Below are 17,414 nucleotides of genomic sequence, written 5' to 3' on the forward strand. Positions count from 1 at the left end.
GGCGTCAGCCGCGGCCTTGCTTGACGCGTAGTTCACCACCACAGCGGCGCCATCCCGGGCCAACGCCTTGGCGATCCCTGCACCGATGCCCTTGGATGCCCCGGTTACGACGGCGACCTTACCCTCAAGCTTCGACATATGTGCTATCTCCGACTGGGGCGGCTCCAGGATGGCGGCCGCTGTCCCATAGTTCGGAACTTCGGAACTAATGGAGCGTCGTTCAAGGCCCCATATGGACGAAATATGAGACCCCTGTTTCACCCTGCCATCGAGGACGTGCGGCCGGAGGCCATCCTACACGCGCTCGCCGATCCGAGCCGCGCAGCCATCTTCGCCAAGATCATGCGGGCGGGCTGTGTTGAGGCCTGCTCGGCCGTCTCGGCGGTTGGGGACCGGGTCATTCCGAAATCCTCGTTGTCCAACCACTTCAAGGTTCTACGCGAGGCCGGTTTGATCCGCAGCGAACGCCATGGCGTCGAGGTGCGCAATCATTCCCGCTGGACCGAAGTGGAGGCACGCTTTCCCGGTTTGTTGGCGGGGATTATCAACGCCTACGCTTCGGACATCGATTCCGATGTGCGTGCTGCGAAGACAGCCGCATCTCAATAAAGACGCGAACTAGGTCTGCTTCCGAGAATGCTTCAATCCATCGGTGGCGACTGCGTTGGGTCGCAAGCAGGAGGACCGCTCAGGGTGGTTTTCGGCTGGTCCGCTTTTGGGCAGCAACGAAGGATAGCGGACATGGTCGTTGCGCTCACTCTCGACCCATGCGCGACGCGATCACGGCTTGGTCAAATCCCAGAGCGCGAGTATAGATCTGCAGCATGGGGATATTGGCTCGCCATAGAAAGCAATTTTCTTCCTTTAGCTTCTCTTCAGCGCATGGAAATCATTAGATAATGTTCAGCTATGGCAATAGTTTTAGCAGAAAAACCGGGATTTTCCGCGGCAGCAAACGCAACAGCAATTTTGCAATCATCGATATAGCTATCGGAATTATAATGAAAATTCGCAACACAAGCCATGTCGAAACTAACCGCTTGCTTTATGGCTTCTTTGAGGTAACGATCTTCGATGCCGGGATATAGGTATTTCAGGTGCTCAAACGTGGGGCCGTCGGGAGCCGTTCGACGCGATTTATTAATAGAGGCAAAAACATCCTTGATCAATCTCCCAAAAACTTTCGGATTACTCAAGTCTAGGGTTGGATTGGCTGCCTGGGTAATGCATGTTGCTCGAAAGCTCGTCGCTCGACCCATAATAAATATGCGGCGTCCAACAAGGCCAGCCCTTTAACCTTCTGTCTATACTCATCGACGACAGACATAGTTTTCACCGCCTACTAACAAACAGCGCCTTTGAGTGGGAGCAAACAGTGCTCGCGGCAGCCGGAGTTGCGGGACGGCTGACGGTCGACCGCTTTGGGGGAGCGCCAACGACGGTCATATCGGCCGGGTTGGGTCGGAAGCAGGAGGGTTGCTCCGGGTGGATTGCCGTCCTTCCGCTTTTTGTCGAAGAACGGAGGAAGCGGACGTCCGGCGTTCGCTTTGAAGCTCACCTAACACGTGGTCGGTCGCCTTACGAAATAGGAATCTTGATGGTTTTGTGGCCCGACGGACAACAGCGTCCATCAGTTGGGCGAAATGTCTTGAGCACCAGCGACACAGAATCACGGTCAAATTTTACGTGTTCGGGCTCCTGTCCGCCCAAGTCATAGGCTCGTTTCACGATTTGCCACGTGCCCGTTGCTGGCGATAGCTTGACAACTGCCCCAGCGGTCGCGCCAGCGTTGCCTGTCGCGTCGGGCAAGTATTCAATGATGACAAGTGCCGTTTCGCTGTCACTGGATTTATAGAGGCGAAAATTGTCATCAACCGTCAAAGGACACGGTATCCGATCTGCGTTTGTATTGATGCAGCCGAGCTTCAGGTCGTGAGCGAACCATTCCGTAACCGGGACGAACGGACCTTTGACCTTGGCTTGGGCCGCCATTGGGCTGACGGCCGCCACGAGAGCGAGCGCGAGGCTTGTAATTGTCGGGATCTGTCGTTTGCGCATAATACGATCTCATCAGAAGACGAGTTACGCTACCTGATGTCTCCTAATATATCGCTGCGTAACTCAGTCCGCGTACGCAGAATCGTACCCAGAGAACCCGATCGATTATCCTAGAAATCTGTTTACTGCGAATCCCTCGCGCGCTTTCGAGCCGTCAGGGCTCAACGCGCGAGTGCTACCGGCCGCATGATTTTCAGCCTCACGGACGACTTATCGGAAAGGCTCTGAGCCTACGTCAGAGCCGAAGTCGCCGGACGACAGGCAAATGGCTGCTTCTGGGATTTGCCAACACCTTATCTCTACGGCTGGCATGGGTCGGAAGCAGGAGGGCTGCTCCGGGTGGATTTCCGCCGGTCCGCTTTGGCGCGATAAGGCAGAGAAGCGGACGATATTACCGCGCCTGCTCGCGACTCGGTGCGGAAGCTGTGTGTCATTGCGATGGTCCTGGGAGGTCCAGTATCATCGGAGCTACTGCATGCGCCCAATCGAAAGTCTGACCATTGGCCAAAATCGGCTTCATAGCGCTCATGATCTTCGCGGCGTTGAACTGCCCTTTAGATGCTGCTGCATGTGATATTCCATTTCCACCGAAGGGTTCCACCGTATCCTGGCCTGAAGGTCTCTTCGCTGCCAAAGTAGAAACTCTGAGAGCGCGAGAGGTTTCAGAGGGTGAATGGTACGCTTGGGTCCGGGTTATCGAACCGCTGGCCGGGAAATTACCGCACGAATTTGGAGTTATTTATAGTGAGTCAAGTTGTGGCGCGAATTTCAAGGCCAGAGAAACTCAAGTTACAGGCTTTACCGCCCTGCCTCCTGAAGAGCGGAAGGGCGACTATCACTATTCATCTAACTCAATAGCTGCAACTTTGGCTAATGGTGTCTTCGTTAGCAGATGGCTGAAGCTTCGAAGATAATTCAAGCTCGATGCCTCGAAGCATAGTTGCTACACGACCGACGAACGCCCGCTTTTTGGAAGCGCTGACGTCGGCACGAGCGTCCGACTTGGGTCGAAAGCAGCCATCTCAAGCTTCCCTTCAAAAGCGGAAGGCCTTACGCCTCATCCCGCCCGTGCATCATTGCGGTGCGCCGGCCGAGCGGCGTGAGAAACCATAGTCGCTCCGCGCCACCGGCCCGCATCGGTCGCGCCTCGACCACGCCGAGCTGCACCAGCAACGGCATCACCGAGGGATAGGCCTGCAGCCGCAGTCCTGCGGGTGCACCCGCCACCGCCCGCAGGGCCGCCAGCGGACGGCCGCGCAGGCACAGCGGCGCCTCGTCGGTACAAACCTTATTCCTCATTGATGATTTCGACAGGCGTCCACAGCCGTCCACATCGTCCCCTGGCTCCATCGCGCCGCGTCGCCTCCCGCCGGTTGAACTCTCCGCCGGGCTCAGGCTTGTTCCCGCTCTGTTCTAGCGAGGGTTGAGCCGGAGGCGAGTCATGCCGCGTCGATTGAGTGGGGATGAGCGGCAGCCATGCGGCGCGGACAGGACCGCCCGATGAGCTTGCGCCGCGTTGCGACGCTGCCGGCCGAGGGGCCGGGCACGGTGCGGGTGCCCCTGGTTGGGCCGGCCGTGTGCGCGGGCTTTCCCTCCCCGGCGGACGATTTCCTCGAGGGCGCGCTCGAACTCCCGCGCTGGCTGGTGCCGAACCCGCCCGCGACCTTCCTGATGCAGGTGCGCGGCGAGAGTATGCGCGGGGCGGGCATCTTCGACCGCGATCTCGCCTGCGTGGACCGCAGCCTCTTACCGCAGCACGACAGCGTCGTGGTGGCGGTGGTCGACGCGCTGCTCAGCTGCAAGCGCTACCGCATCGAGGGCAACACCCCCCGGCTCGCCTTCGACAACCCCGATCTGCCCGCCTTCGCCGTCGATGAGGCGAGCGAGGTCGAGATCTGGGGCGTGGTGCGTTTCACCATCCGGTGGCACGTCGCGCGTGGGCGGCTCGCATGAGCGGGAACGCCGGCCGGGTCGTCGCGCTGATCGATGGCAACAGCTTTTATTGCTCCTGTGAGCGGGTGTTCGATCCGAAGCTGGCACGCGTGCCGGTCATCGTCCTGTCGAACAACGACGGCTGCGCCATCGCCCGCACGGCCGAGGCCAAGGCGCTCGGCATCCGCATGGGCGAGCCGTACTTCAAGATCCGCGACCTGTGCCGCCGCCAGGGCGTGCGCCTGTTCTCCTCGAACTACACGCTCTACGGCGACATGAGCGGGCGCACGAACGCCGTCTACCGGCAGTTCAGCCCCCGGGTCGAGGTCTACTCGATCGACGAATCCTTCCTCGATCTGTCCGATGTCGCGGCCCCCGTGCGGGTGGAGCTCGCCCGCGACCTGCGCGCCACGGTGCGCGCCTGGACGGGCATCCCGACCTGCGTCGGGATCGGCCCGACCAAGACGCTGGCCAAGCTCGCCAACCACATCGCCAAGAGCGTGCCGGCGCTGGACGGCGTCTGCGACCTGACCGACGCGGCGGCCTCCGACCATTGGCTGTGCCGGGTGGCGGTGGGCGAGGTCTGGGGCATCGGCCGAGCCTCCCTCGCCAAGCTGGAGGCGATGGGCGTCGAGAGCGTCGCGGACCTGCGCGACCTCGATCCGAGGCCCGTGCGCAAGGGTCTGACCGTGGTGGGCGAGCGCATCATTCACGAGCTGCGCGGCCTCGCCTGCTTGCCCCTCGATCTCGTCCCGGCCCGGCGAAAGGGCTGCGCGGTGACGCGCTCGTTCTCCGCCCGCATCACAGACCGGGCGACCCTGGAGGAGGCGGTGGCCGCCCACGCCACGCGGCTCGGCGAGAAGCTGCGCCGGGAAGGGCTCGGCACCGACCACGTGACGGTTTTCTACCACACGAGCGAGCACGACCGGGACGCCCCGCAGCGCTCGGTGGCGACGACGGTAAGCCTGCCCGAGCACAGTTCGGACACGCTGGCGCTGATCCAGGCGGCGCGGCTCGGCGTGGCCAAGACCTGGCGCGATCCGAGCCCCGACCGGCCGGCGTGGCGCTACAGCAAGGCGGGTGTGGTGACGAACGACCTGTGGCCGCTCATCGAGAGCCCCCGCGCGCTGATCGGCGCCCTCGACCGCGCGCGTTCCGGCCCGCTGATGGCAGCAATGGACGCCTGCAACGCGCGGTGGGGGAGGGGGGCTGTCGTGCCGGCGCGGGCGGGGCTGGTGGCGCGACGGGACTGGACCACAAAGTTCGACATGCGCACGCCGCGCTACACGACGCAGGTGGGGGAACTGGCGGTAGTGCATGCGGGAGGCGTTTGATGCCTCGCCTAGGCGGAGCGGTAGGCGATCAAATCAGCCCGTCAGCCAGGATCGATAAGGCGGGCAAACAAGCGGCCGGAGGTACGGGAGGGGCCGAAAATTCCCGTTTGTCTTCAACGGTGGGCCTAGGCCGCAGTGCGGGAGCTAACGCACTGACATCGTTCAATTATGCCTTAACTGCTCGGGGAGCCATCAAACTCCCAACATCGCAAACGACGCTCCCCGCCGAGCCGCACGTGTGGCGATGCAGCCAGGAGTTCGCCGCTCTCGGCAAGAGAGCATCTCCCGCCATCGCCTCCTTCCGGTGCGAGCGCGGTTCGCGCCAGCCCGGTTAGGCCAGTCCACGGCGACGCCTCGTTCACACTCTCGCCTAAGGGCGCGAACGCGTTCCGCCCTCAGCCGCCAATAAAGCCGGCCGTCAATCCCGCGACGCCATCATGTCGTGGGTGAGCACCGTGAGCTTGCCGATCAGGCTGGTGAGATCGCCCTTGCGGCAGGACCATTGCGTACCGATCGCCTCCCCGTCCGAGGACACGGAGACCACCGCCACCGAACGCAGCTTCCCCTCGCGCGCGAGGGCGAGCTGATCCTGAAGCACCTCGATCACCGAGGCCACGGTCTCGTCGGCCACGGTCGGCGCGAGGCGGGCCGGAAAGGCCACTACGGTCGTCTCTTCCGCCTGGCTGCGCTTGTTCATCGGCTCCGCCCCTCTCGTATCGCGATGGACAAGCCATGCGGGCCGGGTTCGTGCAGAGTAAGGCAGCTTATCAGTACTGGTGCAGATCAACCGGTCGTGTGACCGTGGGGACACAGGCTCTCGGGTCTCAGGCGGCGTCGCGAGGCGGGGAGCGTTTTTGCGTCTGCGAACGTTGGTTCCGCATGAGCATCTCCACCGAACACGGCCATACCGTCGAGATCGTGCCCTGCGCCGGGGCTACCCCGAGCTATCGCTGGATCATCCGCCGGTCGGACGGCTCGGCGTTGCGTCGGTCGCCCTATGCCTTCTCGACAGAGAAGGGCGCCCTCATCTCGGCGGAATGCTGGAGCCGGGAACTGACCGAGGCCGGCATCCGCTGATCCCGGCAAACCCAGCATATTGCGACGTACGGTTGAGTAGGCGCGCTTTATTGTCGGAGCGGTGAACCAGCCGTCGGCGGATCTTGCGGGCACCGCACAAACAAAAAAGCAAGGCCGCAAGGCCTTGCTTTAAGAATTGGCAGTCTTTCGGCCTTGGATTACCCAGCGCATTGCCTGCGCGGTGGCCGGTTTTTCCTCCCGAGACTCGGACCCTGCGCCAACCCTCTCGGGCGTCGCAAACATCGCGGCACGCTTATAGGAACAACAATGCGTGCTGTCACCGGGGTTGGTGAAAAAATCTGCGCTTTTTTGCCGACAATGGGGAACCACCCCCTCACCCTCGGGTTGCGGCCCCCGGGCTTTGCCCCATCGGGTGCCGTCGGCCACGTCGAGGATCCGCTTGTATTTTGCCACAGTGACGTGTTGTGTGCCGGGCGCCAGGCCCCCGAGCCCCGCACAACTCCCGTTCGAAGCGATCGATGCGTCTCTCCCGCTACTTCCTGCCGACCTTGCGCGAGACGCCCAAGGAAGCGGACATCGTCTCCCACCGCCTGATGCTGCGCGCCGGGCTGGTGCGCCAGGAAGCGGCCGGCATCTACGCGTGGCTGCCGCTCGGCCTGCGGGTGCTCAATAAGGTGTGCGACGTGATCCGGCGGGAGCAGGACCGCTCCGGCGCCGTCGAGATCCTGATGCCCACGGTGCAGTCCGCGGATCTGTGGCGGGAATCGGGCCGCTACGACGCCTACGGCAAGGAGATGCTCCGGCTGAAGGACCGGCACGAGCGCGAGATGCTCTACGGCCCCACCGCCGAGGAGATGGTCACCGAGATCTTCCGGGCGAGTGTCCGGTCGTACAAGGACCTGCCGAAGAATCTCTACCAGATTTCCTGGAAGTTCCGGGACGAGGTTCGGCCGCGCTTCGGCACGATGCGCTCCCGCGAGTTCCTGATGAAGGACGCCTATTCCTTCGATTTCGATCAGGCCGGCGCCCGGCATGCCTACAACAAGATGTTCGTGGCCTACCTGCGCACCTTCGCCGGGCTGGGGCTGAGGGCGATCCCGATGCGGGCCGATACCGGCCCGATCGGCGGCGACCTCTCGCACGAGTTCATCATCCTCGCCCAGACCGGCGAGAGCGCCGTCTTCTGCGACAAGGCCTATCTCGGCATGGACATCCCGCCGGAGACGGTGGATTTCGACGACGTCGCCGGCCTCCAGGGCCTCGTGGACGCGTGGACCTCCCGCTACGCCGCCACCGAGGAGATGCACGAGGAAGCCGCCTTCGCCGAGGTGCCGGAGGAGAGCCGCATGGCCGCCCGGGGTATCGAGGTCGGCCACATCTTCTACTTCGGCACCAAGTATTCCGAGCCGATGGGCGCCAAAGTCGCCGGTCCGGACGGGATCGAGCGGCCGGTTCACATGGGCTCCTACGGGATCGGGCCCAGCCGCCTGGTGGCGGCGATCATCGAGGCCTCCCATGACGAGGCCGGGATCATCTGGCCGGATGCGGTCGCACCCTTCGACGTCGCCCTCATCAACCTGAAGGTCGGCGATGCGGGCACCGATGCCGCCTGCGCGCAGATCCAGGGCGAACTGGAAGCCGCCGGCCTCACCGTCCTCTATGACGACCGCGACGAGCGGCCGGGCGCCAAGTTCGCCACGGCGGACCTCATCGGCTTGCCCTGGCAGGTGGTGGTCGGGCCCAAGGGCCTCGCCGAGGGCAAGATCGAGCTGAAGCGGCGGGCCGGTGGGGAGCGAGAGAGCCTCGCCGCCGTCGATCTGCTGGCACGGATCCGGCGCGTCTAGGCGGGGCGATGGCAGGGCATGCGGCGATCGACCGGCTGAGGGGGCGCGCGGGGGAGCTGGCGTCGGGATTCGTCGCGTCGATGCGGGGGGGCACGGCGCCCTTCGCCCCGTTCGAATGGCTGCTGGCCGGCCGCTACCTCCGGGCCCGGCGGCGGGGCGGCGGCGTCTCCGTGGTCGCCTTCTTCTCGGTGCTCGGCATCGCCCTCGGCGTCGCCACCCTCATCATCGTGCTGTCGGTGATGAACGGGTTCCGGGCCGAATTGCTGTCGAAGATCGTCGGCATCAACGGCCATCTCTTCGCCACGCCGATCGACCGGTCCTTCAACGATTGGCAGGACCTCTCCGATCGCCTGTCGAAGGTGGCCGGCGTGAAGGCGGCGGTGCCCCTGGTGGAGGGGCAGGCCTTCGCTTCCTCGCAATATGGCGGCTCCGGCGTTCTGGTGCGGGGGGTGCGGGGCCAGGACCTCGACGCGCTCGCCGCCGTCACCACCTCGATCCGCGGCGGCACGCTGGATGGATTCGATGACGGGTCCGGCGTGCTCATCGGCAAGCGCCTCGCAGACACGCTTGGGCTCCAGGCCGGGGATACGATCACCCTCTCGACCCCCAAGGGCGCCTCGACCCCGTTCGGCACCGCGCCGCGGACCAAGAGCTACATGGTGAAGGCGGTGTTCGAGGTCGGCATGACCGAATTCGACCAGACCTTCGTGTTCATGCCGATGGCCGAGGCGCAGACCTTCTTCAACCGGGAGGGCGACGTCTCGCTGATCGAGATCTACGTGGACGATCCCGACCATGTGGGCGACATGCGTGAGCCCCTGGAGATGGCCGCTGAGCGCCCGCTCCTGCTCACCGACTGGCGCCAGCGCAACCGGACGTTCTTCGGGGCGCTCGAAGTCGAGCGGAATGTGATGTTCCTGATCCTCAGCCTGATCGTCGTGGTGGCGACGCTGAACATCGTGTCCGGCCTGATCCTGCTGGTCCGGGACAAGTCGAGCGACATCGCGATCCTGCGCACCATGGGCGCGACGCCCGGGACGATCATGAGGGTCTTCCTCATCAACGGCGCCCTGATCGGGGTCGTGGGGACGCTCTCCGGGCTGGTGCTCGGCATCGTCATCACCCTCAACATCAAGCCGATCCAGCGCTTCCTTTTCCCCGGCGCCTGGGACCCGACGGTGCGCTTCCTCGCCGAGATCCCCGCCGAGATGAACCCGCGGGAGATCACTGCGGTGGTGATCACCACCCTGCTCCTGTCGCTCGCCGCGACCCTGTACCCCTCGTGGCGCGCCGCCCGGCTCGATCCGGTGCAGGCCCTGCGCTACGGCTGAGGCTGATCCGTATGAGTTCCGGCCCCAGTCCCAGCCCCGATGCCGTCGGCGCACAGCCCGTGCCGGCCCTGTTCTTCGCCCAGGTCGAGCGGCGCTACGCGCAGGCCGAAGGCGCCCTGGAGATCCTCCGCGGCACCGATCTGGCGATCTGGCCGGGGGAACTCGTCGCCCTGGTCGCCCCGTCGGGGGCCGGCAAGTCGACCCTCCTGCACCTCGCAGGGCTGCTGGAGCGGCCGGACGGGGGCGAGGTCTATATCGGGGGCCAGCCCACGGCTGCGATGGCCGATTTCGAGCGCACCCGCCTGCGGCGCGAGGAGATGGGCTTCGTCTACCAGTTCCACCACCTCCTGCCGGAATTCTCGGCGCTGGAGAACGTGATGATGCCCCAGCTCATCCGCGGCCTGAAGCGGGCCGAGGCGAAGGGGCGGGCCTCCGAACTCCTGAGCTTCCTCGGCCTGCGCGAGCGGCTGGCGCACCGCCCGGCCGAACTCTCCGGGGGCGAGCAGCAGCGCGTCGCCATCGCCCGGGCGGTGGCCAACGGCCCGCGGCTGCTGCTGGCCGACGAACCCACCGGCAACCTCGACCCCGGCACCGCCGGCCACGTCTTCTCCGTGCTGCTCTCGCTGGTGCGGGCCTCGGGGCTCGCCGCCCTGGTGGCGACCCACAACCTCGACCTCGCCGCCAGGATGGACCGCCGCGTGACGATCCGCGACGGGCAGATCATGCCGCTCGACTGAGCCCGGCCCGATTTGAGGCGAGGGCCTCGACCTCGTCACAGGCCCTGGCGATGGCATCCTCACCCTGGGTCATGAGCGCCCGGGCCTGCCCGCAGGCACGCACCACCCGGGGATCCGCCAGCAAGTGGTCGAGGACACGGGCGGCCCTGGCCGGGGTGAAGCGGCGCCGGCTTAACATCGCGCCGAGATGACTGTCGCGGATGCGCAACCCGTCGTCGAAGTGGTTGTAGGCATAGGGGACGATCAGTTGCGGCACCCCCGCCGCCAGGGCCTGCGCCACGGTGCCGATGCCCCCGTGATGGATCAGGGCGGCGCTCCGGGGGAGCAGGGAGCCAAGGGGCGCATAGGGCTGGTGAATCACCCCCGCGGGCAACGGGGCGGGGATCTGGTCGGCCTGCGGTGCCAGGAGCACGCCCCGTCGCCCCGTCCGGTCGCACAGGGCGATGGCGGTCCGGAAAAAGGCCTGCGCCTGCCGCATCGCGGAACCGTAGGTGAAGATTAGCGGAGGCGGTCCGTCCGCGAGGAACGCGTCCAGCCCGGCGGGGAGCTCCGGGGTGTCGCCGAAACGGTCGGCCAGGGGAAAGCCGAGTTGGACGGCTTGCCCGGGCCAGTCCTCCTGGGGCGCGACATACCAATCGGGGAACATCAGCAGCAGGCGCGTCGGGCTGTTCCACCAATGACGCAGGCGGCCGATCCCGACGAGGCCGAGACGCTCCCGTAGTCCGTTGAGGGACGGCAGGATGAACGGTCCGATCAGGACATCGTCCACGCCCTTGTTGACCGCGGCGCGCCATGACGCGGGCAGCACGCGTGGTATGGGCAGGCCCGGAAGCCGGGGCGGGGCGTAGCGGCTCTCGATCAGGAACGGCATGACGTGCAGCGTGGCCGTCGGCAGGCCGAGGAGGTCCTGGGCGATGCGGGCGCCCCAGGCGAGGGGTGAGGCGACGACCACCCGCCCTCCGGAACGGGATTCGGAGGCTGCCAGCCATGCGAGGGTGTGCTCGGCCATGCGCTGGGCGTAGGCGAGGAGCGGCCGGAAGCCGCGGATCGGGTGCCACAGATCCGGCTCGCGGATCAGCGCCTCGTAATCGGCCACCGTCCCCAGGGCTTTGAAACCGAGCCCCGCCCGATGGGTCATCGCTTCGAACGGCGCGGGCGCCGCGACGGTGACCCGGTGACCACGGGCGCGGAGGGCATCCCCAAGGGCGATGAACGGCAGGACATCCCCATGGGTGCCGACGGCGACCAAGTCGATGTCGAGAGAGTCCGCAAGTCCTCGCACGCGATGGGTCCGCTTCAGAGCTTGCCCGTTAGATCGGCAAGGTACCGGATTTAGGCGAAACCGGAGGGGGACAATAGCGATCCGGAATTGAAATATTGTCTGTTAATGGAAATTTCTGGCAATTTAGAATTGCAAAACCTTGACAGTAGCCAACCGAACGGAGAGGGAAAAACTAGCTTTACATAGAACAAAACAAGAACATAATGAGACCGTCAGCGACAGGAGGCAGCGATGGGCAAGGGCGTGTTCGTGACGGGGATCATCGAGCTCATGGCGTTCGGAATGCTGTTCGGGGCGCTCGGCGCGTGGAGCGTAGCCTTGGCGCCGATCCGTTGACGGGGGCTGGCGAAACCGCCCGAAGTTCCCGCCGGAAGCGGCTTGTCCACAGGCTAAACCCCGTTTGGGGGCGAATTTCCCTGATCGGCCGGTGGGGGTGATGCGGCCGGGGCACGAGCGGTGGAAAACCTGCTCCCGGCCGCCCCGGAACATCGACTCCGCGCATCTTGCGGGGGATGCTCGCCGACCCCGAACAAGGCCGGATATGACACGTCAGTTGAAGGAGGTCGGCTTCGTCCACCTCCACGTCCACTCGTCCTATTCCCTGCTCGAAGGTGCGGTGAAGGTCGGCGATCTCGTGAAGGCTGCCGTGGCCGACCGGCAGCCCGCCCTCGCGCTCACCGACACCAACAACCTGTTCGGCGCCCTGGAATTCTCGGAGAAGGCGGCCAAGGACGGGCTGCAGCCCATTGCCGGCATCCAGCTTTCCGTCGCGTTCGAGCCGGCAGATCCGCACGGGCGCAGCCTGCCGACCTACCACGGCGTGGTGCTGCTCGCGCAGGACGAGGCCGGCTACGCCAACCTGCTGCGCCTGGCGAGCCGGGCCTATTTCGATTCACCCCTCGGGGAGGCCCCACGGGTGGCGGCCGGGGCCTTGGCGGATTACGCGGGGGGGCTGATCGCCCTCACCGGCGGCGTGGGCGGCCCCCTCGATGGGGCTTTGCGCGCGGGCCGGCCCGAACTCGCGGCCAGCCGGCTCGAAAGCCTCAAGCGGGCCTTCGGCGAGGACAGGCTCTATGTGGAGATCCAACGCCACGGCCTGCCGGAGGAGGCGCGGATCGAGGCGGCCCTCTTGCACCTCGCCGACCGGAACGGCCTCGGCGTCGCGGCAGCCAACGAGACCTACTTCGCCAAGCCCGACGATTACGACGCCCACGATGCCCTGCTCGCCATCGCCGACGGGCGGATCGTGTCGGACGACCGCCGCCGCAAGCTGACTCCGCGCCACCACTTCAAAACCCGCGCGGAGATGGCCGCGCTGTTCAAGGACCTGCCGGACGCCCTGACCGCGACGGTCGAGATCGCCATGCGCTGTGCGGTCCGGGCGCGGACCCGCAAGCCGATCCTGCCCAACTTCTCCCGGGTCGCCGGGGGCGAGGCCGCGCCGATGGCCGAAGCCCTGGCCGAGGCATCCAGCGCCGTGGCCAAGGCGGTGGCCGCCGACGAGCCGACGGAGTTGCGGCGTCAGGCGGAGGCGGGGCTCGAACTGCGCCTGCAGCAGCACGGTACGGCGCCGGGCTTCACCGAGGACGATTACCGCAAGCGGCTGGCCTTCGAGCTCGACGTCATCGTCTCGATGAAGTTCCCCGGCTACTTCCTGATCGTCTCGGATTTCATCAAGTGGGCGAAGGAGCACGATATCCCGGTGGGACCGGGGCGCGGCTCCGGCGCCGGCTCGCTGGTGGCGTGGTCGCTGCTCATCACCGACCTCGACCCCCTGCGCTTCGGCCTGCTGTTCGAGCGGTTCCTGAACCCCGAGCGCGTCTCGATGCCGGATTTCGACATCGACTTCTGCGTCGAGGGCCGCGAGCGGGTGATCCGCTACGTGCAGGAGCGCTACGGCGAGGGGCAGGTCGGGCAGATCATCACCTTCGGCACCCTGCTCGCCCGCGGTGTGCTGCGGGATGTCGGCCGCGTGCTGGAGATGCCTTACGGGCAGGTCGACAAGCTGACGAAGCTCGTCCCACAGAACCCGGCCAACCCGGTGACCCTGGCCCAGGCCATCGAGGGCGAACCCAAGCTGCAGCAGGCGATGGAGGAGGAGCCTGTCGTCGGCCGCCTCATCGACATCGCCAAGAAGCTCGAGGGCCTGCACCGCCACGCCTCGACCCACGCCGCCGGCGTGGTGATCGGCGACCGGCCCCTCGAGGAGCTGGTGCCGCTCTACCGCGACCCCAAGACGGGGATGCGCGTCACCCAGTTCAACATGAAGTGGGTAGAGCAGGCCGGCCTCGTGAAGTTCGACTTCCTGGGCCTCAAGACGCTGACGATGCTGCGGTGCTGCACCGATCTGCTGAAGCAGCGCGACATCCATATCGACCTCGCCTCCCTGCCGCTGGACGACAGGAAGACCTACGAGCCCATGGGCCGGGGCGAGACGGTCGGCGTGTTCCAGGTGGAATCGGCCGGTATGCGCAAGGCCCTGTGCGAGATGCAGGCCGACCGGTTCGAGGACATCATCGCCCTCGTGGCCCTCTACCGGCCGGGTCCGATGGCCAACATCCCGGTCTATTGCGAGCGCAAGCTCGGGCGCGATGCCGGCAACGAGGCCAACTGGTATCCGCACCCCTCCCTGGAGCCGATGCTGAAGGAGACCTTCGGCATCATCGTCTACCAGGAGCAGGTGATGGAAATTGCCAAGGTGCTCGCCGGGTACACCCTCGGCGAGGCTGACATGCTCCGGCGCGCCATGGGCAAGAAGATCCGCGCGGAGATGGACGCCCAACGCGAGCGGTTTGTGAAGGGCTGCGAGGCGGGCGGGCTGACCAAGGCGAAGGCCAACGAGATCTTCGACCTGTTGGCGAAGTTCGCCGATTATGGCTTCAACAAGAGCCACGCGGCGGCCTATGCCCTGCTGACCTACCAGACGGCCTATCTGAAGGCGAACCACCCGGTCGAGTTCCTGGCCGCGGCCATGACGCTGGACATCGACAACACCGACAAGATCGCGGAATTCCGGCAGGACGCCCAGCGCCTGAAGATCGCCGTGGAGCCGCCCTCGATCAACGCCTCCGGCGAGGTGTTCGAGGTGCGGGACGGCAAGATCTTCTACGCCCTCGCGGCGATCAAGGGCGTCGGCCGCGAGGCGGTGCGGGCCCTCGTGGAGGCCCGGGGCGACCGGCCCTTCGCCGACCTGTCCGACCTCGCCCGCCGCCTCAATCCCCGCCTCGTGAACAAGCGGACCATGGAGAGCCTCGTCCAGGCCGGGGCGCTCGACTGCATCGAGGCCGACCGGGCTAGGGCCTTCGCCGCCGTGGAGCCGATGATGCGGCTGGCCGCCAGCGCGGCGGAGGCGGCCACGACCGGCGTCGCCGACATGTTCGGCGGCGTCGCCTCGGCCGACGTTACCTTGCGCATCCCGCCCCACGAATTGTGGCCCATGGCCGACACGCTCAAGCGCGAATACGCGGCGATCGGCTTCTTCATCTCCGGCCATCCGCTGGACGAGTACGGCGAGCTTCTCGATAAGCTCCGCGTGCAGAGCTGGGCGGATTTCTGCCGGGCGGTGCGGGCGGGGACGACGAGCGTCGGGCGTGTCGCAGCCTCGGTTCTGGACCGGGCGGAACGGCGGACGAAGACCGGCAACAAGATGGGCATCGTCACCCTCTCGGACCGGACGGCGCATTTCGAGGCGATCATCTTCTCCGAGGGTCTCGGCCACTACCGGGACATCCTGGAGCCTGGCCGCCCGCTGGTCCTGCAGCTTCAGGCGAATGCCGAGGGTGAGGACGTGCGCGCCCGGATCATGACCGCCGAGCCCCTGGATGCCGCGGTGGCCCGTTTCCAGAAGGGCATGCGCATCCACCTGGACGACGCCCGGGGCATCCAGGCGGTCCAGAGCCGCCTGACCATGCGCGGGGAGGGGGAAGTATCCCTGGTGCTGCGCCTGGACGGCGGCGACCGGGAGGTGGAGATCCGCCTGCCGGGCCGTTATCAGGCGACGCCACAACTCGCCGGCATGCTCCGGGCCATGCCCGGCGTGGCGCAGGTGGAGGTGAGCTGAGGCGTAGACAGTCGCCCGCCTCGTCTTTGCGAGCGAAGCGAAGCAATCCAGGGCAGCGGGCCGCCTCGGGACTCGGCGCATCCCTGGATTGCTTCGCTGCGCTCGCAATGACGGCGCGGCGTCTTACGGTCCGAAGCACGGCTCGAGGGCGGTGCGGAGCGGCGCCGGTTCGGTCACCGTGAAGGTCGCGATGACGGACGCGTCCCCCGCCCGCGGGCTCGACTGCGTCCAGACGATCCGCGCACCTGCCTCGGCGAAGCCTGTGGCGATGCCCCTGAGGGGGTTCTCGGTCCGCTTCGGTCCGGCGACGGTGAAGGTGTAGCTCGTGGCCGGGTCGGCGGCGACCGCACCCGTCGCCGGGGCGATCACGCTGCGCACGCCGTTCGCCCCGACGATGCGGATGGCCGTCAGCGGCTTCGTCGTGCCATCCGGCCCCTCGAAGGCGTCGAAGGCGAACCGTGGGGTCAAGTCGGCGAAACGCGGGACCGTGAGAACAGCCGAGATCCCCGCATGGGCAGGGTCGCAGGCGAGCCGCAGGGTGACGTGGCGAGCCTCGCTGCCGATCGTGGCCTCGCCGGTCAACACCGCCTCGCCCCCCGCCGCCGGAGGTGCGGCCGCAGCGGGGACAGTCATGAGCAGACAAGCCAGAGCCGGGGCGACGATTCGCATGGGGTCCGTGGTCCTTAACGCCGCTCCGCGGCCGGGAGCGGGCCCTTTACCACGGCCCGAAGAAACCGACCCTCGCCGCATGGTTGATGTGCGCTGCAGCAACTCATTCAAAATTGATCGATCCTAAAAGCCACGCTCAGGTCCTCAGGCGTGGCCATGCGCATCAAGATTACCCTCGGCCTCATGCTCGTCGTCTATCTCATCGACGGCCGTGCCCCCGGCTTCCGCGAACTCCGCAACCCGGATGCGGAGCATGCCGGAGCCCGCAGCATCGTGGCGACGAAGCGAGCGTGGGTCTGAGGTGTCCAGGCGGCCCATCCCGACCCCGTCATGGCGAGCGTCAGCGAAGCCATCCAGGGCGGCGGGCTGTCCCAGGAGGTGGCGCATCCCTGGATTGCTTCGATGACGCTCGCCAGGACGGCAGCGGCCGCCCTCATGCCCCGTCAGGTCAACGCCCTCAGCCGTGCTGCGACGAGCGCCTGAAGGCGCCAGAGGTGGCGGTCGCGGATGCCGAGCGCCTCGCAGGCTTCCACCGTCCGGTACAGGTACTCGGCGCTCGGGCCCGCATGGCCGCAGGCGAGGGCGATCCGGTCGGCGATCTCCTCGTCCGGCAGGCGGCCGGCGTAGCGGTCGTTGGCGCGGTTGGCGAGGAAGGTGAGGGCGGAGACCGTCCCCTCGTCCGTCTCCACCGGCAGCCAGCGGGCGACGTAGCCGCGTCCCCGCATCTCCCGGCGCCACAAGGGCATCAGCGCCTCGCGGATCTCGGCGTCCGGCAGGCGGAAGGCGACGCCCCGGCACAGGCCGCCCCGGTCGAGGGCCAGCACGAAGCCCGACCGTTCCGGGGTCCCGCGGAACCGCCGCTGCAGCAGGCAGAACCGGCGGTGGAAGCCGCGCACCGTGCCAAGCCGCCGCTCCGCAACCGGGAATTCCGGCCGCCACATCAGCGAGCCGTAGGCGAAGACCCACAGGGCGGCGCCCTCGCGGCCCGCCACGATCTCCTCCAGCCCAGGGCGCAACTCCTCGTCGGTCATCACCGTCAGGGCCGCCGGATCATCCGCCACGGGTCCGGCATGGGCCGCGCGGATCAGATCGAGGGTCAGATCGAGGGGGCGGGAAGCAGAGGGCATGC

17 protein-coding genes are annotated in these 17,414 nt (G+C 66.4%); 9 read left to right on the plus strand and 8 right to left on the minus strand.

Annotated elements, in window-relative coordinates:
- Positions 1-261 (minus strand): SDR family NAD(P)-dependent oxidoreductase (locus MFF22_RS24845; RefSeq protein ID WP_373320249.1); only part of this gene is annotated, 261 nt, incomplete at its 3' end.
- On the opposite strand from MFF22_RS24845, the gene MFF22_RS13680 reads away from it, so the two are divergent.
- On the plus strand, positions 244-609 hold the full coding sequence (locus MFF22_RS13680) for an ArsR/SmtB family transcription factor (RefSeq protein ID WP_238249523.1): 366 nt from the start codon (positions 244-246) through the stop codon (positions 607-609). The genes MFF22_RS24845 and MFF22_RS13680 overlap by 18 nt on opposite strands.
- Before the next feature lie 266 nt (positions 610-875).
- Here the strand turns inward: MFF22_RS13680 and MFF22_RS13685 are convergent, their stop codons facing one another.
- From MFF22_RS13685 to MFF22_RS13695, 3 genes are all read right to left on the minus strand, one after another.
- Positions 876-1,259, minus strand: a complete 384-nt coding sequence (locus MFF22_RS13685; protein ID WP_238249524.1) for a hypothetical protein — start codon at positions 1,257-1,259, stop codon at positions 876-878.
- Between the two features lie 319 nt (positions 1,260-1,578).
- Positions 1,579-2,058, minus strand: a complete 480-nt coding sequence (locus MFF22_RS13690; protein ID WP_238249525.1) for a hypothetical protein — start codon at positions 2,056-2,058, stop codon at positions 1,579-1,581.
- A gap of 1,050 nt (positions 2,059-3,108) precedes the next feature.
- Entirely contained in the window at positions 3,109-3,357 is a 249-nt protein-coding gene (locus MFF22_RS13695; protein ID WP_238249526.1) for a hypothetical protein, read from the minus strand.
- Between the two features lie 201 nt (positions 3,358-3,558).
- Between MFF22_RS13695 and MFF22_RS13700 the strand changes: the two genes are divergently transcribed.
- Together MFF22_RS13700 and MFF22_RS13705 are read left to right on the plus strand one after the other, a co-directional pair.
- Positions 3,559-4,011 carry a LexA family protein gene (locus MFF22_RS13700; protein ID WP_238249527.1) on the plus strand — a complete coding sequence of 151 codons (453 nt, stop codon included), beginning with the start codon at positions 3,559-3,561 and terminating at the stop codon, positions 4,009-4,011.
- Positions 4,008-5,324, plus strand: a complete 1,317-nt coding sequence (locus tag MFF22_RS13705; RefSeq protein WP_238249528.1) for a Y-family DNA polymerase — start codon at positions 4,008-4,010, stop codon at positions 5,322-5,324. The genes MFF22_RS13700 and MFF22_RS13705 overlap by 4 nt, the downstream gene beginning before the upstream one ends.
- A 418-nt stretch (positions 5,325-5,742) precedes the next feature.
- Here the strand turns inward: MFF22_RS13705 and MFF22_RS13710 are convergent, their stop codons facing one another.
- The gene (locus tag MFF22_RS13710; protein WP_238249529.1) at positions 5,743-6,021 is read right to left on the minus strand and encodes a hypothetical protein; all 279 of its coding nucleotides are present in this window, start codon (positions 6,019-6,021) and stop codon (positions 5,743-5,745) included.
- Between the two features lie 182 nt (positions 6,022-6,203).
- Here MFF22_RS13710 and MFF22_RS13715 point away from each other — a divergent pair, with 182 nt between their 5' ends.
- The 4 genes from MFF22_RS13715 to MFF22_RS13730 all read left to right on the plus strand — a co-directional run bounded on the left by MFF22_RS13715 (position 6,204) and on the right by MFF22_RS13730 (position 10,274).
- Positions 6,204-6,401: a hypothetical protein gene (locus tag MFF22_RS13715; protein ID WP_238249530.1), complete on the plus strand. Its 198-nt coding sequence runs from the start codon at positions 6,204-6,206 to the stop codon at positions 6,399-6,401.
- Positions 6,402-6,880: 479 nt separating this feature from the next.
- A complete protein-coding gene (proS, locus tag MFF22_RS13720) occupies positions 6,881-8,206 on the plus strand; it encodes a proline--tRNA ligase (protein ID WP_238249531.1) in 1,326 nt (441 codons plus the stop codon).
- Between the two features lie 80 nt (positions 8,207-8,286).
- Entirely contained in the window at positions 8,287-9,537 is a 1,251-nt protein-coding gene (locus MFF22_RS13725) for a lipoprotein-releasing ABC transporter permease subunit (protein WP_238249564.1), read from the plus strand.
- Positions 9,538-9,548: 11 nt separating this feature from the next.
- Positions 9,549-10,274 carry an ABC transporter ATP-binding protein gene (locus MFF22_RS13730; protein WP_238249532.1) on the plus strand — a complete coding sequence of 242 codons (726 nt, stop codon included), beginning with the start codon at positions 9,549-9,551 and terminating at the stop codon, positions 10,272-10,274.
- Here MFF22_RS13730 and MFF22_RS13735 read toward each other — a convergent pair.
- Complete coding sequence (locus tag MFF22_RS13735; protein ID WP_238249533.1) at positions 10,258-11,556, minus strand: glycosyltransferase; 1,299 nt, start codon at positions 11,554-11,556, stop codon at positions 10,258-10,260. The genes MFF22_RS13730 and MFF22_RS13735 overlap by 17 nt on opposite strands.
- A 541-nt stretch (positions 11,557-12,097) precedes the next feature.
- Between MFF22_RS13735 and dnaE the strand changes: the two genes are divergently transcribed.
- Entirely contained in the window at positions 12,098-15,616 is a 3,519-nt protein-coding gene (gene dnaE, locus MFF22_RS13740; RefSeq protein WP_238249534.1) for a DNA polymerase III subunit alpha, read from the plus strand.
- A gap of 123 nt (positions 15,617-15,739) precedes the next feature.
- On the opposite strand, the gene MFF22_RS13745 is transcribed toward dnaE, so the two are convergent.
- Entirely contained in the window at positions 15,740-16,285 is a 546-nt protein-coding gene (locus tag MFF22_RS13745; RefSeq protein WP_238249535.1) for a hypothetical protein, read from the minus strand.
- Positions 16,286-16,441: 156 nt separating this feature from the next.
- On the opposite strand from MFF22_RS13745, the gene MFF22_RS13750 reads away from it, so the two are divergent.
- Positions 16,442-16,585 carry a hypothetical protein gene (locus MFF22_RS13750; RefSeq protein ID WP_238249536.1) on the plus strand — a complete coding sequence of 48 codons (144 nt, stop codon included), beginning with the start codon at positions 16,442-16,444 and terminating at the stop codon, positions 16,583-16,585.
- Positions 16,586-16,728: 143 nt separating this feature from the next.
- On the opposite strand, the gene MFF22_RS13755 is transcribed toward MFF22_RS13750, so the two are convergent.
- Positions 16,729-17,412 (minus strand): gamma-glutamylcyclotransferase, encoded by a 684-nt coding sequence (locus tag MFF22_RS13755; protein ID WP_238249537.1) that lies wholly within the window; start codon positions 17,410-17,412, stop codon positions 16,729-16,731.
- Positions 17,413-17,414 lie beyond the last annotated feature (2 nt).

The organism is Methylobacterium persicinum (genome assembly GCF_022179525.1).
Lineage (GTDB): Bacteria > Pseudomonadota > Alphaproteobacteria > Rhizobiales > Beijerinckiaceae > Methylobacterium > Methylobacterium persicinum.

Excerpts from the sequence above, each read along its gene's own strand:
- dnaE (WP_238249534.1), top strand. The coding sequence starts at position 12,098 with ATGACACGTCAGTTGAAGGAGGTCGGCTTCGTCCACCTCCACGTCCAC.
- MFF22_RS13730 (WP_238249532.1), top strand. The coding sequence starts at position 9,549 with ATGAGTTCCGGCCCCAGTCCCAGCCCCGATGCCGTCGGCGCACAGCCC.
- MFF22_RS13755 (WP_238249537.1), bottom strand. The coding sequence starts at position 17,412 with ATGCCCTCTGCTTCCCGCCCCCTCGATCTGACCCTCGATCTGATCCGC.
- MFF22_RS13695 (WP_238249526.1), bottom strand. The coding sequence starts at position 3,357 with ATGAGGAATAAGGTTTGTACCGACGAGGCGCCGCTGTGCCTGCGCGGC.
- MFF22_RS13690 (WP_238249525.1), bottom strand. The coding sequence starts at position 2,058 with ATGCGCAAACGACAGATCCCGACAATTACAAGCCTCGCGCTCGCTCTC.
- MFF22_RS13725 (WP_238249564.1), top strand. The coding sequence starts at position 8,287 with ATGCGGGGGGGCACGGCGCCCTTCGCCCCGTTCGAATGGCTGCTGGCC.
- MFF22_RS13745 (WP_238249535.1), bottom strand. The coding sequence starts at position 16,285 with ATGCGAATCGTCGCCCCGGCTCTGGCTTGTCTGCTCATGACTGTCCCC.
- MFF22_RS13750 (WP_238249536.1), top strand. The coding sequence starts at position 16,442 with ATGCGCATCAAGATTACCCTCGGCCTCATGCTCGTCGTCTATCTCATC.
- MFF22_RS13710 (WP_238249529.1), bottom strand. The coding sequence starts at position 6,021 with ATGAACAAGCGCAGCCAGGCGGAAGAGACGACCGTAGTGGCCTTTCCG.
- MFF22_RS13685 (WP_238249524.1), bottom strand. The coding sequence starts at position 1,259 with ATGGGTCGAGCGACGAGCTTTCGAGCAACATGCATTACCCAGGCAGCC.
- proS (WP_238249531.1), top strand. The coding sequence starts at position 6,881 with ATGCGTCTCTCCCGCTACTTCCTGCCGACCTTGCGCGAGACGCCCAAG.
- MFF22_RS13700 (WP_238249527.1), top strand. The coding sequence starts at position 3,559 with ATGAGCTTGCGCCGCGTTGCGACGCTGCCGGCCGAGGGGCCGGGCACG.
- MFF22_RS13715 (WP_238249530.1), top strand. The coding sequence starts at position 6,204 with ATGAGCATCTCCACCGAACACGGCCATACCGTCGAGATCGTGCCCTGC.
- MFF22_RS13705 (WP_238249528.1), top strand. The coding sequence starts at position 4,008 with ATGAGCGGGAACGCCGGCCGGGTCGTCGCGCTGATCGATGGCAACAGC.
- MFF22_RS13680 (WP_238249523.1), top strand. The coding sequence starts at position 244 with ATGAGACCCCTGTTTCACCCTGCCATCGAGGACGTGCGGCCGGAGGCC.